General features: G+C 65.0%; 13 protein-coding genes and 1 tRNA gene. All 14 read right to left on the bottom strand.

Going from position 1 to position 15,054, the window contains the following annotated elements; genetic code table 11:
- Positions 1 to 22 precede the first annotated feature (22 nt).
- Positions 23 to 784, bottom strand: coding sequence for a lytic transglycosylase domain-containing protein (locus D7V88_RS13265; protein ID WP_120541004.1), 762 nt, complete (start codon positions 782 to 784; stop codon positions 23 to 25).
- Positions 781 to 1,131, bottom strand: a complete 351-nt coding sequence (locus D7V88_RS13260) for a phasin family protein (RefSeq protein WP_120541003.1) — start codon at positions 1,129 to 1,131, stop codon at positions 781 to 783. Before D7V88_RS13260 ends, D7V88_RS13265 begins: the two co-directional genes overlap by 4 nt.
- A 102-nt stretch (positions 1,132 to 1,233) precedes the next feature.
- Positions 1,234 to 1,686 (bottom strand): hypothetical protein, encoded by a 453-nt coding sequence (locus D7V88_RS13255; RefSeq protein WP_120541002.1) that lies wholly within the window; start codon positions 1,684 to 1,686, stop codon positions 1,234 to 1,236.
- A gap of 175 nt (positions 1,687 to 1,861) precedes the next feature.
- Positions 1,862 to 6,070 carry a DNA-directed RNA polymerase subunit beta' gene (gene rpoC, locus D7V88_RS13250; RefSeq protein WP_120533433.1) on the bottom strand — a complete coding sequence of 1,403 codons (4,209 nt, stop codon included), beginning with the start codon at positions 6,068 to 6,070 and terminating at the stop codon, positions 1,862 to 1,864.
- A 132-nt stretch (positions 6,071 to 6,202) separates the two neighbouring features.
- Entirely contained in the window at positions 6,203 to 10,429 is a 4,227-nt protein-coding gene (rpoB, locus tag D7V88_RS13245; protein ID WP_120541001.1) for a DNA-directed RNA polymerase subunit beta, read from the bottom strand.
- A 180-nt stretch (positions 10,430 to 10,609) separates the two neighbouring features.
- On the bottom strand, positions 10,610 to 10,978 hold the full coding sequence (gene rplL, locus D7V88_RS13240) for a 50S ribosomal protein L7/L12 (RefSeq protein ID WP_120541000.1): 369 nt from the start codon (positions 10,976 to 10,978) through the stop codon (positions 10,610 to 10,612).
- Positions 10,979 to 11,070: 92 nt separating this feature from the next.
- Positions 11,071 to 11,592 (bottom strand): 50S ribosomal protein L10, encoded by a 522-nt coding sequence (rplJ, locus tag D7V88_RS13235; RefSeq protein ID WP_120540999.1) that lies wholly within the window; start codon positions 11,590 to 11,592, stop codon positions 11,071 to 11,073.
- 397 nt (positions 11,593 to 11,989) lie between these two features.
- Positions 11,990 to 12,703, bottom strand: a complete 714-nt coding sequence (rplA, locus tag D7V88_RS13230) for a 50S ribosomal protein L1 (RefSeq protein ID WP_120533437.1) — start codon at positions 12,701 to 12,703, stop codon at positions 11,990 to 11,992.
- A 29-nt stretch (positions 12,704 to 12,732) separates the two neighbouring features.
- On the bottom strand, positions 12,733 to 13,179 hold the full coding sequence (rplK, locus tag D7V88_RS13225; protein WP_120533438.1) for a 50S ribosomal protein L11: 447 nt from the start codon (positions 13,177 to 13,179) through the stop codon (positions 12,733 to 12,735).
- 103 nt (positions 13,180 to 13,282) lie between these two features.
- Positions 13,283 to 13,831 carry a transcription termination/antitermination protein NusG gene (gene nusG / locus D7V88_RS13220; protein WP_120540998.1) on the bottom strand — a complete coding sequence of 183 codons (549 nt, stop codon included), beginning with the start codon at positions 13,829 to 13,831 and terminating at the stop codon, positions 13,283 to 13,285.
- Positions 13,831 to 14,274: a preprotein translocase subunit SecE gene (secE, locus tag D7V88_RS13215; RefSeq protein ID WP_120540997.1), complete on the bottom strand. Its 444-nt coding sequence runs from the start codon at positions 14,272 to 14,274 to the stop codon at positions 13,831 to 13,833. The genes nusG and secE overlap by 1 nt, the downstream gene beginning before the upstream one ends.
- A gap of 88 nt (positions 14,275 to 14,362) precedes the next feature.
- Positions 14,363 to 14,438, bottom strand: a tRNA-Trp gene (locus D7V88_RS13210).
- 22 nt (positions 14,439 to 14,460) lie between these two features.
- The gene (gene rpmG, locus D7V88_RS13205; RefSeq protein WP_002617522.1) at positions 14,461 to 14,625 is read right to left on the bottom strand and encodes a 50S ribosomal protein L33; all 165 of its coding nucleotides are present in this window, start codon (positions 14,623 to 14,625) and stop codon (positions 14,461 to 14,463) included.
- Positions 14,626 to 14,719: 94 nt separating this feature from the next.
- Positions 14,720 to 15,054, bottom strand: a 335-nt coding sequence (locus D7V88_RS13200) for an EF-Tu C-terminal domain-related protein (RefSeq protein WP_504813678.1), incomplete at its 5' end; no start/stop codon positions are given.

The following is a 15,054-nucleotide window of genomic DNA, read 5'->3' as shown; positions in this document are numbered from 1 at the left end:
CACGACCGCGAGAAGGCCCCCGTCAGGGTGCTGCGGTCGTCGTCGTGCCGGGCGGCTCGGGCGGCAGTTCCCGCTGCGCCAGCGCCCAGTCTCCGCCCAGGCCATGGCCCTCGCGGAAGCGGCGGAAGTCGCGCTGCACGGCCCGGGGGTAGCGGCGGAACTTCTCCAGCTCCCCAGCCCTCAGGGCGTCCCGGATGCGCGTGGGGCCGGCGTTGTACGCCATCAGCGCCAGGTCCAGGTCGCCGCCAAACCGGCTCTGCAGCGAACGCAGGTAGCGGATGCCCAGGCGCACACAGACGGCGGGATCGGCCACCACCTCTTCGCGCGACAGCCGCAACCCCTCCTTCTCCGCCAGGAAGTGCAGCGTGCTGGGCTTGATCTGCATCAGGCCCCGAGCGCCCTTGTCGGAGACGGACTCCTCCTCGAAGTCGGACTCCACGTCGATGAGCGCCAGCACCAGCAGCGGATCATACCCGGTGCGGCGGGACTCCTCGTCGATGGCCTGCCCCAGGCGCCGGCGCAGCGTGAGCCCCAGGTCCGGGGCGCGCTTGGCCAGCACCGCGTCGATGAGCATCGCCTCCTCGGAGACGGACTCCTGCGACACCAGCTCGGGAACGACGGACGGGGGGGCGGGCTCCTCCAGGAGGGGCACCACCCGCGCGGACACCACGAGCGCGATGCCCGCGAGCAACGGGAGCCGGGAGCACCCGCTGCTCAGGGCATGCAGCCCCGCGAAGAACCGCGTTCCCAACGACCTGCCGCCCGAGGCGGCGGGTCCACTCACTTGCGGTGCTCCAGGGCCTGGATGCGCTCGGAGAGGCGCTCCAGTCGGCTGCCAAACGCCTGCAACTCCTCGCGGCGCGGCAGCTTGAGCAACGTCAGGGCCGTGCGGACCCGCTCTTCCACGTTGTGCTCCAGGTCCTTGCGGTGCCCCGTCAGCCGCTCCGCGAACTCACGGGCCTGACGCTTCACCTCGTCCTGGCTCCAGCCCGCGACGGACGCCACGCGCTGCACGGCGCGAGAAGCCTCCTCCTCCGCCGTGTTCACCGCCAGGAGTGCCTGGCTCCAGATGCGCTCGAAAGCCTCCGCCACGGAGGTCTTCTCTCGGGGGGCCTCGGTGTTGTTGTCCATGAAGTCGCTCCGGGAGTCCCCAGCGTTTCCACAAGGGAAACCCGGGGCTCGAACAAAAGGGGCGGCCACCTAAGCACACCCCCCAGGTTATGAAAACGCTGCTCAGGCTCGCGGAGAAGACGCCGCGCCGCCCGAATTCTTGGTCGCGCCGTGGGCCCGACGGGTGGGCTTCAGCAGTACATCCAGCTTCTTCGACAGGCGGCCCAGCTCGTGGGTGATCTGCTCCACCTGGGACTGACTGGCAACCCCGACAGCTTCCACGACCTTCGCCTGCAGCCCATCCAGCCGCTTGCGCAGCCCCACGCTGGCGGCGTCCACCTTCTTGCTCAGCTCCTGCACGCGGGGGTCCGCACGCAGCTCGCCGGCCTGGACCTTCGTCCACAGGGCCTGGACCTCCTTCGCCGCTTCCTGGCCCCGCGTCTCCAGCACCTTGAAGGCCTTGTTGGCCTCCCCTTCCAGCCCTTCGAACCGCTTCTGGGCCTGGGAGAACTGCCCCTTGAGGAAGTTCTCCACGTTCTGCGTCACGGCCGTCACCTTCGCGTTCGTCGTCGTCATGTCCTGCTCCCCCGCCCGGCTTCCGGGCTCGTATAACGTGATGCGTCAACATAACGCACCGCGACATGCTGTCAAGACAACAGGCGACGAACTGTGCAAAACAAGAAAGCCGCCGCCCCGGGTGACCCAGGACGGCGGCTGACTCAAGGAGCGTCAGGGACGCTCCCGGAAGACACTAGGCGACGTCGGTGGACCGGGTGTCCGGCCGCGACGGCGGAGGGGTCAGCGGACCGTCGCCGTGGGTGGCGGCCAGGGCGGCCTCCATCTCGTTGACTTCGTCCGTGGGGCTCTCCACCTCGATGTCGAGGTGCTTGTAGTTCGGCAGGCCCGTGCCGGCGGGGATGAGCCGGCCCATGATGACGTTCTCCTTGAGGCCGCGCAGGTAGTCCACCTTGCCGTTGATGGCGGCCTCGGTGAGCACCTTGGTGGTCTCCTGGAACGACGCCGAGGAGATGAACGACTCGGTGGAGAGCGAGGCCTTGGTGATGCCGAGCAGCAGCGGCTCACCCACGGCCGGGCGCTTGCCCTCGGCCATGACCTTCTCGTTCTCCTCCTCGAACACCCACTTCTCGACCTGCTCGTCGACCAGGAAGTTGGTGTCGCCCACGTCCGTGACGCGCACCCGGCGCAGCATCTGCCGGACGATCGTCTCGATGTGCTTGTCGTTGATCTTCACGCCCTGCAGTCGGTAGACCTCCTGCACTTCGTCCACCAGGTAGCGCGCGAGTTCCTTCTCGCCCAGCACCTTGAGGATGTCGTGCGGGTTGGCCGCGCCGTCCATCATCGCCTCGCCGGCCTTCACGCGGTCGCCGGAGTGGACGTTGATGCTCTTGCCCTTGGAGATCAGGTACTCCTTGGCCAGGTCCGCGCGCTGCTCGCCGCTCACCTCGGGGGTGATGATGAGCTTGCGCTTGCCCTTGGTGTCCTTGCCGAAGGACACCACGCCGTCGATCTCCGCGATCGCCGCCGCGTCCTTGGGCTTGCGCGCCTCGAAGAGCTCGGCCACGCGGGGCAGACCGCCCGTGATGTCCTTGGTCTTCGTGGTCTCACGAGGCACCTTGGCGATGACTTCACCCGCGGAGATCTCATCCGTGTCGTTCACGGTGATGATCGCGCCCTGGGGCAGGAAGTAGCTCGCCTGGTTGCGGGAGGACGGCAGGTCCTTCACGTTGCCCTGCGCGTCGCGGATGGTGACGCGCGGACGCGCCTCCGGGTCCTTGGACTCGATGACGGTCTTGCGCGACAGGCCCGTCACTTCATCGAGCGTTTCGGACATCGTCACGCCTTCGATGATGTCCTCGTAGCGCACGACACCGCCCACTTCCGTGAGCAGGGGAATCGCGAACGGGTCCCACTCGGCCAGGAGCACGCCCGGCTCCAGCTTCTGGTGTTCCTTCACCAGGATGCGGGCGCCGTAGATGATCTGGTAGCGCTCGCGCTCGCGGCCCGACTCGTCGACGACGACGAGCTCGCCGTTGCGGTTCATGGCCACCAGCGTGCCGTCCGCCTTCTGCACCGTGTTCAGGCCCGCGAACTTCACGGAACCCGCGTAGCGGTTCTCCAGGCTGGACTGTTCCGCGCGCCGCGTCGCCGCACCACCGATGTGGAAGGTGCGCATCGTGAGCTGGGTACCCGGCTCACCGATGGACTGCGCCGCGATGACGCCCACGGCCTCGCCGACGGACACCTTGCGGCCACGCGCCAGGTCACGGCCGTAGCACTCCACGCAGATGCCGCGCTTGGCCTGGCAGGTCAGCACCGAGCGGATCTTCACCCGGTCCAGACCGCTGTTCTCGATGCGGCGGACGCGCTCTTCGTCGATCTCCTCGTTGGCGCGCACCAGCACCTCGCCCGTCACGGGGTCGAGGATGTCGTCCAGGGCCACGCGGCCCAGGATGCGCTCACCCAGCGGCTCGATGATCTCGCCGCCTTCGACCAGGGCGCCAATGAACAGACCGTCCATGGTGCCGCAGTCGTACTCGTTGATGATGGCGTCCTGCGCCACGTCAACGAGACGGCGGGTGAGGTAACCGGAGTTGGCCGTCTTGAGCGCCGTGTCCGCCAGACCCTTGCGGGCGCCGTGCGTGGAGATGAAGTACTGGAGCACGGAGAGGCCTTCACGGAAGTTGGCCGTGATGGGCGTCTCGATGATTTCGCCGGAGGGCTTGGCCATCAGGCCGCGCATACCGGCCAACTGACGGATCTGCTGGGCGCTGCCGCGGGCGCCCGAGTCGGCCATGATGTAGATGGGGTTGAACGACGGCTGCTTGCGCGAGATGCGCTTGCCGTCCACGTCCCCGGTGGCCTCGTCGGTGGAGATCTGCTGCATCATCTCCTGGGCGACCTTCTCGGTGATCTCCGCCCAGATATCGATGACCTTGTTGTAGCGCTCACCGTCGGTGATGAGGCCTTCAAGGTACTGGTTCTCGATCTCCGCCACTTCCTTGCGCGCGTAGTCCAGGAACTCCTGCTTCTTCGCAGGGATGATCATGTCCTTGAGCGCGATGGAGATGCCGGCGCGGGTCGCGTGGAAGTAGCCCAGGCTCCGGATGCGGTCGGCCAGCAGCACCGTCTCCTTCTCGCCCGTGAGGCGGTAGCAGAGGTCGATGAGGTTACCGAGCGACTTCTTGTCGAGCACCTTGTTGATGGCGTCGAAGCCCACGCGGCGCGGAACGACTTCCCACAGCAGCACGCGGCCGACCGTGGTCTCCTTGCGCTTGGCGTCGATGCGGCACACCACCTTGGCCTGCAGGTGCACCTCGCCGTGGTCGTACGCGGCGCGCACTTCCTCGGGCGACGCGAACACGCGGCCTTCGCCGTTGGCGAACTCGCGGGCGCGGGTCATGTAGTAGATGCCGAGCACCATGTCCTGCGTCGGGACGATGATGGGCTTGCCGTTCGCGGGGCTGAGGATGTTGTTCGTCGACATCATCAGGACGCGCGCTTCCATCTGAGCCTCGATGGAGAGCGGCACGTGCACGGCCATCTGGTCGCCGTCGAAGTCGGCGTTGAACGCGGCGCAGACCAGCGGGTGGAGCTGGATGGCCTTGCCTTCGATGAGCACGGGCTCGAAGGCCTGCATGCCCAGACGGTGCAGCGTGGGGGCGCGGTTGAGGAGCACCGGGTGCTCGCGGATCACGTCCTCGAGGATGTCCCAGACCTCAGGACGCTCCTTCTCCACCATCTTCTTCGCCGACTTGATGGTGGTGACGTAGCCCTTCTCTTCGAGCTTGTTGTAGATGAACGGCTTGAAGAGCTCGAGCGCCATGATCTTCGGCAGGCCGCACTGGTGCAGGCGCAGCTCGGGACCGACGACGATGACGGAGCGGCCCGAGTAGTCCACGCGCTTGCCGAGAAGGTTCTGACGGAACCGGCCCTGCTTGCCCTTGAGCATGTCGGACAGCGACTTCAGCGGCCGCTTGTTCGGGCCGGTGATGGTCTTGCCGCGGCGGCCGTTGTCGAACAGCGCGTCCACGGCCTCCTGGAGCATCCGCTTCTCGTTGCGGATGATGATGTCCGGCGCGTTCAGCTCCTGGAGCCGCTTGAGGCGGTTGTTCCGGTTGATGACGCGGCGGTACAGGTCGTTCAGGTCGGAGGTCGCGAAGCGGCCACCGTCCAGGGGAACGAGCGGACGCAGGTCGGGCGGGATGACCGGGATGACGTCCAGCATCATCCACTCGGGCTTGTTCCCGGAGACGCGGAACGCCTCGGCCACCTTCAGGCGCTTGGCGTACTTCTTCCGCTTCGCCTCGCTGGTGGTCTCGCGCATGTCCTTGCGCAGTTCCTCGGACAGCTTCTCCACGTCCAGGGACTTGAGCATCTCACGGACGGCCTCGCCGCCCATGCCCGCGGTGAACGAGTCCTCGCCGTGCTCCTGGAAGAGCCGATGCATCTTCTCCTCGGAGACGAGCTCGCCACGCTGCAGCGGCGTCGCCTTCGGGTCGATGACCATGTAGCTCTCGCAGTACAGCACCTTCTCCATCTCCTTGAGGGTGATGTCGAGCAGGTTGCCGATGCGGCTGGGCAGCGACTTGAGGAACCAGATGTGGGCCACGGGCGTGGCGAGCGTGATGTGTCCCAGGCGCTCACGGCGCACCTTGGACTGGATGACCTCCACGCCGCACTTCTCACACACGACGCCGCGGTGCTTCATGCGCTTGTACTTGCCGCAGTTGCACTCGTAGTCCTTCACGGGACCGAAGATGCGCGCGCAGAACAGGCCGTCACGCTCCGGCTTGAACGTGCGGTAGTTGATGGTCTCCGGCTTCTTCACCTCGCCGTGCGACCACTGCCGAATCTTGTCGGGCGACGCCAGCGCGATGCGGATGGCGTTGAACGACAGCGGGTCCTTCGGCTTCTCGAAGAAGTTGAAAATGTCCTTCACGTTGCCTCCGAAAACTTATGAGCGCTCAAGGCGCCAAACGTTTCGGGCCCCCGCCCTGCACCCGGTCGGCCGCTCCCTCCACGAGGAAGCGATGCCGACCGGTCAGGCGGGCGCACCGGCTGCTAAAAAGGCCTAGGCTTCGGTCCCGGACTTCCGGTCCTCGCCGTCGCCACCACCCAGGAAGTCGCCGCCGAAGCTGCGCTGACGCTCCGGGGGCGCGCTCTCCAGCAACTCCACGTCCAGGGCCAGCGACTGGAGCTCCTTGAGGAGCACGTTGAACGATTCGGGCAGGCCGCTCTCCAGGACGTTGTCGCCCTTGACGATCGCCTCGTACATGCGCGTGCGGCCCACCACGTCGTCCGACTTGACGGTGAGGAACTCCTGCAGCGTGTACGCCGCGCCGTAGGCCTCCATCGCCCACACTTCCATCTCTCCCAGACGCTGGCCGCCGAACTGGGCCTTGCCGCCCAGGGGCTGCTGCGTGACGAGCGAGTAGGGCCCGATGGAACGGGCGTGGATCTTCTCGTCCACCAGGTGGTGCAGCTTGAGCATGTACATCACGCCCACGGTGACGTTCTGGTCGAACGGCTCGCCCGTGCGGCCGTCGAAGAGCACCATCTGGCCCGAGCGGGGCAGACGACCCTCGTCGAAGAGGGCGTGCAGCTCCGTCTCGCGGGCGCCGTCGAACACCGGCGTGGCCACGTGGATGCCCTTCTTCAGGCGGCGGCAGAGGTCCTGGACTTCCTGGTCGGACAGGCCGTCCACGAAGTCGCCGAAGGCCTTGTCGTCGTACACGGTCTTCAACTGCTTCTTGAGCTGCTCGCCGCTGAAGTTCTCATCGAGGTAGCGCTGCAACTGCTCGCCGACGCCCTTGGCGGCCCAACCCAGGTGGACCTCGAGGATCTGCCCGATGTTCATGCGGCTGGGGACGCCGAGCGGGTTGAGGACGATGTCCACCGGACGCCCATCCTCCAGGTACGGCATGTCCTCCTCGGGGAGGACGCGGGACACGACGCCCTTGTTGCCGTGGCGACCGGCCATCTTGTCGCCCACCGCCAGCTTGCGCTTGATGGCGACGTACACCTTCACCATCTTGATGACGCCCGGAGGAAGCTCGTCGCCCTTCTTGATGCGGGCGATCTTCTCGCCGAAGGCCAGCTTCACGGCCTCCTTCGTGTCTTCCAGGCTGCGCAGGATGTCGCGCAGGCGCGCGTCCAGCGGCTCACCGACGGAGATCTCGCCCCAGTACTTGTAGGGCACCGTGGTCAACAGCTCGTCGTTGAGGATGTCCCCCTTCTTGAGGAGGATCTTCCCCTTGTCGTCCACGAGCTTGCCCTGGACCTCCTTGCCGCGAACCAGGCCGCGGAGGCGGCTGTAGGCGGAGTCCTGGAGGACCTTGATCTCGTCGTTCTGGTCCTTGAGGAGCTTCGCCTCCTCCATGGACTCGATCTGCTTGGCGCGCTCGTCCTTCTCCACGCCCTTGCGGCTGAACACCTTGGCGTTGATGACGGTGCCCACGACGCCCGGAGGCACGCGCAGGGAGCTGTCACGCACGTCGCCGGCCTTCTCACCGAAGATGGCGCGCAGCAGCTTCTCTTCGGGGGAGAGCTGGGTCTCGCCCTTCGGGGTGATCTTGCCCACCAGCACGTCGCCGGGCTTCACCTCGGCGCCGATGCGGATGATGCCGCTCTCGTCCAGGTCCTTGAGGGCTTCCTCACCCACGTTCGGGATGTCGCGGGTGATCTCCTCCTTGCCCAGCTTGGTGTCGCGCGCGATGCACTCGAACTCCTCGATGTGGATGGACGTGAAGACGTCCTCCTTGAGGATGCGCTCGCTCAGCAGGATGGAGTCTTCGAAGTTGTAGCCCTGCCACGGCATGAACGCGACGACGATGTTCTGACCCAGCGCCAGCTCACCGGTCTCGGTGGCCGGACCGTCCGCGATCACGTCGCCCTTCTTCACCCGGTCACCCTTGCGGATGATGGGCTTCTGGTTGAGGCACGTGTTCTGGTTGGAGCGCTGGTACTTGAGCAGGTTGTAGATATCCACCTCGCTCGACACGTCGCTCAGGGCCGCGTTGGAGTCCGCCTTCACCACGATGCGGCTGGCGTCCACCGACTCCACGATGCCGTCGCGGCGCGCCACGCAGGTGACGCCCGAGTCGCGGGCCACGATGGCCTCGATGCCCGTGCCCACGAGCGGCGCGGACGTGCGCAGCAACGGCACGGCCTGACGCTGCATGTTGGAGCCCATGAGCGCGCGGTTCGCGTCGTCGTTCTCCAGGAACGGGATGAGGGAGGCGGCCACCGACACCAACTGGTTCGGGGACACGTCCATCAGGTCCACGTCCTCGGCCTTGACCTGGACGAACTCGCCGCTGCGGCGGCTCTGCACCAGCGCGTTGACGAACTTGCCCTTCTTGTCCGTCTCCGCGTTCGCCTGGGCGATGGTGTGCTTCTCCTCCTCGAGCGCCGAGTAGAAGGCCACGTCCGCGGTCACGCTGCCCGCGTCCACCTTGCGGTACGGCGTCTCCACGAAGCCGAACTCGTTGACGCGCGCATAGGTCGACAGCGACGCGATGAGGCCGATGTTCGGACCTTCCGGCGTCTCGATGGGGCAGATGCGGCCGTAGTGCGTCGGGTGCACGTCGCGCACCTCGAAGCCGGCGCGCTCACGCGTCAGACCGCCAGGCCCGAGCGCGGACAGACGACGCTTGTGCGTCACTTCCGAGAGCGGGTTCGTCTGGTCCATGAACTGCGACAGTTGGCTGGAGCCGAAGAACTCCTTGATGACCGCCGTCACGGGCTTGGCGTTGATGAGATCGTGCGGCATGAGCGTCTCGATCTCCTGGAGGCTCATGCGCTCCTTGATCGCCCGCTCCATGCGAACCAGACCGATGCGGTACTGGTTCTCCAGCAGCTCACCCACCGCGCGCACGCGCCGGTTGCCCAGGTGGTCGATGTCGTCGATCGTCCCCTTGCCGTTCTTGAGGTCGATCAGGTAGCGGATGACCTCCAGGATGTCGCGCTTGGTGAGGATCTGCCCGTCCAGGGGCTCTTCAAGGCTGAACTTGAAGTTCAGCTTGAGGCGGCCGACCTTGGACAGGTCGTAGCGCTCCGGATTGAAGAACAGGTTGCTGAACAGGTTCGTCGCCGTCTCCGGCGTCGGGGGATCACCCGGGCGCAGGCGCCGGTAGATCTCCATGATGGCCTGCTCGGGCGACTCGATCTTGTCCAGCATCAACGTCTCACGCAGGTACGGACCCACGTTGAGGTTGTCGATGAAGAGGACCTTGAACTCCTTGATGTCGCGCTTGAGGAGCTCGTCCACCTTCTCCTGCGAGACTTCCTCGTTGCACTCGAGGATGACCTCACCGGTGTTCTCGTCCACGACGTCGTAGGCGGACACCTTGGTGAAGAGCTCGTCCACGTCGATGGGCAGCTTCGTCATCTTCGCCGCTTCAAGCTTCTTGATGGCGGCGCGCGTGAACTTGCGGTTCTTCTTGACGATCAGGTCACCGGACTTGGTCTTGATGTCGCGCGTGGCGCGCTGACCCGGCAGGAGCTCCAGCTCGACGCTCTTCTCGAAGTCGGCGGCGCTCTGCAGGTAGATCGTCTCGGTGGCGTAGTAGTAGTTGAGGATCTCCTCGGTGGAACCCTTGAAGTCGAGCGGGTTCTTCTTCGCCGTGTCACCGACGGCGCCCAGGGCGCGGATGAGCACGGTGGCCGGCAGCTTGCGGCGCCGGTCGATGCGCACGTACAGCAGGTCCTTGTGGTCGAACTCGAAGTCGATCCACGAGCCGCGGTACGGGATGATGCGGGCGTTGTAGAGCAGCTTGCCCGACGAGTGGCTCTTGCCCTTGTCGTGGTCGAAGAACGCACCGGGGCTGCGGTGCAACTGGCTCACGACGACGCGTTCGGTGCCGTTGATGATGAACGTACCGTTCTGGGTCATCAGCGGGATTTCACCGAAATAGACTTCCTGCTCCTTCACATCGCGGATCGACTGGGCGCCGGTCTCCTCGTCCTTGTCCCAAACGACCAGGCGCACGACGACCTTGATGGGCGCCGAGTAGGTCATTCCACGCTGGTGGCACTCATCGACGTCGTACTTCGGCTTTTCCAGGTGATAGCTGACAAACTCCAGCGAGGAGGTCTCGTTGAAGTCCCGGATCGGGAAGACGGACTTGAAGACACCCTGAAGGCCAAGGTCCTCGCGCTTCTCCGGGGCGATGTCAGCCTGGAGGAACTTTTCGTAGGACTGCTTCTGGATGTTGATGAGATTGGGAATGTCGATGATCTTCGCGATTTTGGCGAAGGTCTTCCGCACGCGGAAATTGTTCTGGATCTGCGTCGGCATTCGGTCTCCGGGGACGGCTGCTCGGGCGGGGCAAACTTCAGTAACGCGCGGCGGCGCCGGGAAATTTGGCAAATGTCAAATGGGCAAAGCCGGCGCCCCAGCAAAGGGGACGCCGGCCTGCTCATCCAGTCAGGAGGCTGCCCGGGATTTCCCGGAAGAACAGGACAGCCCCTGTCAGAACTACTTCACTTCGACGGTGGCGCCAGCCGCGACGAGCTGGTCCTTGATCTTCTTGGCGTCGTCCTTGTTGACGCCTTCCTTGACCGTCTTGGGCGCGCCCTCGACCAGGTCCTTGGCCTCCTTCAGGCCCAGGCCGGTGATGGCGCGGATCTCCTTGATGACGTTGATCTTGTTCGCGCCCGCGTTGGCGAGAATGACGTTGAACTCCGTCTTCTCCTCGACAGGAGCGGCGGCGACGGCAGGGCCCGCGGCAACGGCAACGGCCGCGGCGGAAACGCCCCACTTGGTCTCGAGGGCCTTCACGAGCTCAGCGGCCTCCAGGATCGTCAGGGAGGAGAGGTCTTCGGCAATCTTGTTCAGGTCAGCCATGGAACTGTGTCCTTCTGGTGTTGACTAACGGCCGGCGACCCATTGGGTCAGCCCAGCCGCAGGGGTTGCGGTAGAAAAACTTCTCGGGACGATTACTCGGGCTTCGACTTGTCCGCGTTGGCCTGGATGACCCGCGCGAGCTGCGACCCGGGGGCCGCGATGGTCCGAACCAGCTTGCCAGCAGGCTGGTTGAGCATTCCGAGCAACTGCCCTCGGAGCTCGTTGAGGCCCGGCAACTTCGCCAGCGCCTTCACACCGTTGACGTCGACCTTGCGGCCGTCCACCACGGCGCTGCGGACCTTGATGGTCTCCATGTCCTTGATGAAATCCATCAGGATCTTGGCAGGAGCCACCACGTCGTCGTAGCTGATGCACAGGGCCACGGGACCCGTGAAGTCATCCGAAATCACGGAGAGGGACGTGCCTTCAGCAGCACGGCGCGCCAGCGTGTTCTTGATGACCTTGTATTCGACCTTGCCCTCGCGGAACTTCCGACGAAGCTTGGTCACCGTCTCCACATCCACCTTGGAGAACTCGGCGACCACCGCGGACTTGGTCCGGGCGAACTTCTCGTGGAGTTCCTTGATCATCACTTCCTTCTCGCTCTTCAGCACCTTGACTCACCTCCTTTATGGCCCGACCTGACGGTCGGGCGTGATGCCTGGGCCAAAGTGGCAGAGCGAGGGAGGAGCCTCCGAGAGGCACCACACCGCACCTCCAGTCTCGGCAGGGCTGACCTTGCGGCCGTTTGAACCTGGAGCGGAATAAACGCCCGACCGGTTGCCCGGTTCCCAACGGACGCGTCTTCTTCCCTTCCAGGTCCCTGCTGTCATGAACCAGGTCGGAACGCCGCGTCTCTCGACATGGCGCTCCAATTGCAAAAGCCGGGGGCCTATACCCCCGGCTTTCGCAAAGATCCAGCACTTTCTATGCGACCGACGTTCAGCGGACGACAGGACTGACGCTCCCCGTCAGGGAGCGCACTCTTCCCGGCCCGGCTGGCGCCGCGAACTAGCGGTGACGCGCCAGGATTTCGGTGGTGTCGAGCTTGATGCCCGGCCCCATCGTCGTCGAGATGGCGATGCCCTGCAGGTACACGCCCTTGGCGGTGGCCGGCTTGAGCTTCATCACCAGGTCCACCAGCGCGTTGAAGTTCGCCTCGAGCTTGGCCGTCTCGAAGGAGGCCTTGCCCATCTTCGCGTGGACGATGCCCGCCTTCTCCGCGCGGAAGTCGACCTTACCGCCCTTGGAGTCGCGGATGGCCTTGGCGACGTCCATGGTGACCGTGCCGACCTTCGGGTTGGGCATGAGACCGCGGGGACCAAGCACCTTACCGAGGCGACCGACCACACCCATCATGTCCGGCGTCGCGATGACGGTGTCGAAGTCGAGGAAGCCCTCCTCGATGCGCTTCTGGAGGTCCTCCGCGCCCACGATGTCGGCGCCGGCGTTGGCCGCCTCGGTCGCGCGCTCACCCTTGGCGAACACGGCCACGCGCACGGTGGCGCCGGTACCGTGCGGGAGCACCACGGCGCCACGGACCATCTGGTCCGCGTGCTTCGGGTCCACGCCCAGGTTGATGGCGACATCGACCGTCTGGTCGTACTTCGTCGCGCGCGACTCGACCGTCTTCTTCAGCAGCGCGAAGCCCTCGGCGACGGGATAGCGCTTGTTGCGGTCCACCAGCTCGGAGGACGCGCGGAACTTCTTTCCATTGGTAGCCATGGCAGGAATCCTTGAAAGATGGGGGCGGGCTAGCCGACGACTTCAATGCCCATGGAGCGCGCGGTGCCAGCAATGGTGTTCATGCAGGCTTCGAGGGACGCGGCGGTGGTGTCCTGGATCTTCTTGTTGGCGATCTCCTCGAGCTGCTTCCGGGTGATCTGCCCCACCTTCTCCTTGCCCGGCTTCTTCGCGCCCGAACCCTTCTTCTTCTCCGTGTGGAGACCCGCGGCCTTCTTGATGAGGATGGCGGCGGGAGGCGTCTTCATGATGAAGGTGAAGGAGCGGTCCGCATACACGGTGATGATCACCGGGATGATGAGACCTTCCTTCGCCTCTGCCTGCGTCTTGGCATTGAACTGCTTGCAGAACTCCATGATGTTCACGCCCTGCTGACCGAGGGCGGGACCAATCGGCGGGGCGGGGTTCGCCTTGCCGGCGGGAATCTGCAACTTGACCTGACCTGTGATCTTCTTCATCGGCGGACTGCTGCCTTTCGATGGGGTGGTTCCAGCGGGTCGCCAGACGGGACGACCCTCCCACCCGTTGATCCGCGCCCGTCATCCGGACGCGGAAGACTGATTAGCCGGTGGTCTTCTCCACCTGCATGAAATCGAGTTCCACGGGGGTCGCACGACCGAAGATGCTGACGAGCACGCGGACGCGGCCCTTCTCCGGGTTGACCTCTTCCACCGTGCCGTTGAAGTTGGCGAACGGGCCGTCGATGACGCGCACCGTGTCGCTCGTCTCGAACTGGACCTTGGGCTTGGTCTTGTGGGCGCCCTCGGTCACCTGCGCGGTGAGCCGAGCGACCTCCGCGTCCGACATGGGCCGGGGCTGCTCGTTCTGCCCGACGCCCGGGAAGCCGGTCACCTTGGAGGTGTTCTTCACCAGGTGCAAGGTGGTGTCGCTGAGCTCCATCTGGACGAAGATGTAGCCCGGGAAGAGCTTGCGGCGGGTGGTCTTCTTCTCGCCGTTCACCATCTCCACGACCTGCTCCATGGGGATGAGGATCTCACCGATCAAGTCCTGGTCCTGCAGGCCCTTGAGGCGCACCTGCTCTTCCAGGTTCTTCTTCGCCTGGTTCTCGTAGTTCGAGTAGGTCTGGACCGTGAACCATTTCTTCGCCATTACAGCTTCCCCCACAGGGCAGGCAGCCACTCCACCATCAAGTTGTACGCGACGGTGTCGATGCAGAAGAGGAGGACGGCCGCCACGAGCGACGCGACGACCACGGCCATGGTCGAAGCGCGGGTCTCCGACCAGGTAGGCCAGGTGACCTTCATCAGCTCGGACGCCACGTCGATGGACAGCGCGTGCGTGCGAGGATGGAAGTAGGCCGCCAGCACCAACCCCAGGGCTACGCCGTAGCCCACGAGGGTCGACACACGCCAGCCCAGGCCTTCGAAGAGCTCGACGTCGCTCCAGCCGAACCGGCTCCAGAGCAACCCGAAGACATGCTCCAGGAAGAGGGCCAGGACGATGCCGGCGACGAGATAGAAGATGACCACGAGCCGCTTGGGGTCGATACCCGAGCGGTTAGCCTGCTGGCTGGCCTCAGTTGCCGTCGCCATGGTGCCTCACGAGGGACTGCGGAAGCTGGACTGCGAAAAGGCAGGGACCCCCGGCACCGCTCGGTACCGGGGGTCCCTGTACTGAAGCTGGCAGGCCAGGAGGGATTCGAACCCCCAACACGCGGATTTGGAGACCGCTGCTCTACCGTTGGAGCTACTGGCCTAAACCTTCATGGAACGCGCGACCTAGACCTTGCCTTCCTTGTGGTCCGTATGCTTGCGGCACCGAGGGCAGAACTTGCTCAGTTCGAGCTTGTCCTGGCTCTTCCGCTTGTTCTTCGTGGTCGTGTAGTTCCGCTCTTTGCACGTGGTGCACTCGAGCGAGATGATGGAACGGTTACCCTTCGGCATGGCTCATTTCACCAGATGCGAGAGGGGAAGGCTACAAAAGCAGCCCTCCCCTCGGCAACTCAGTGCCCGTGGAAGCTGGTCGGCGTGAAGCCGATCAGGCGATGATCTCCGCAACGACGCCCGCGCCCACCGTACGACCGCCCTCACGAATGGCGAACCGCAGCTCCTTGTCCATCGCCACCGGGGTGATGAGTTCCACCTCGATCGCGATGTTGTCGCCCGGCATCACCATCTCGACGTTCTCCGGCAGCTTCACCGTGCCCGTCACGTCCGTCGTGCGGAAGTAGAACTGGGGACGGTAGCCCTTGAAGAACGGGGTGTGGCGCCCACCCTCTTCCTTCGACAGCACGTAGATCTGCGCCTTGAACTTGGTGTGCGGCGTGATGGAGCCCGGCTTCGCCAGCACCTGGCCACGCTCCATGTCCTCAC

The sequence above is a fragment of the Corallococcus terminator genome (assembly GCF_003611635.1).
Lineage (GTDB): Bacteria > Myxococcota > Myxococcia > Myxococcales > Myxococcaceae > Corallococcus > Corallococcus terminator.
This window is presented reverse-complemented; position numbering and strand designations above follow the sequence as displayed.

Excerpts from the sequence above, each read along its gene's own strand:
- D7V88_RS13260 (WP_120541003.1), bottom strand. The coding sequence starts at position 1,131 with ATGGACAACAACACCGAGGCCCCCCGAGAGAAGACCTCCGTGGCGGAG.
- D7V88_RS13255 (WP_120541002.1), bottom strand. The coding sequence starts at position 1,686 with ATGACGACGACGAACGCGAAGGTGACGGCCGTGACGCAGAACGTGGAG.
- rpoB (WP_120541001.1), bottom strand. The coding sequence starts at position 10,429 with ATGCCGACGCAGATCCAGAACAATTTCCGCGTGCGGAAGACCTTCGCC.
- rplL (WP_120541000.1), bottom strand. The coding sequence starts at position 10,978 with ATGGCTGACCTGAACAAGATTGCCGAAGACCTCTCCTCCCTGACGATC.
- rplA (WP_120533437.1), bottom strand. The coding sequence starts at position 12,703 with ATGGCTACCAATGGAAAGAAGTTCCGCGCGTCCTCCGAGCTGGTGGAC.
- rplK (WP_120533438.1), bottom strand. The coding sequence starts at position 13,179 with ATGAAGAAGATCACAGGTCAGGTCAAGTTGCAGATTCCCGCCGGCAAG.
- nusG (WP_120540998.1), bottom strand. The coding sequence starts at position 13,831 with ATGGCGAAGAAATGGTTCACGGTCCAGACCTACTCGAACTACGAGAAC.
- secE (WP_120540997.1), bottom strand. The coding sequence starts at position 14,274 with ATGGCGACGGCAACTGAGGCCAGCCAGCAGGCTAACCGCTCGGGTATC.
- rpmG (WP_002617522.1), bottom strand. The coding sequence starts at position 14,625 with ATGCCGAAGGGTAACCGTTCCATCATCTCGCTCGAGTGCACCACGTGC.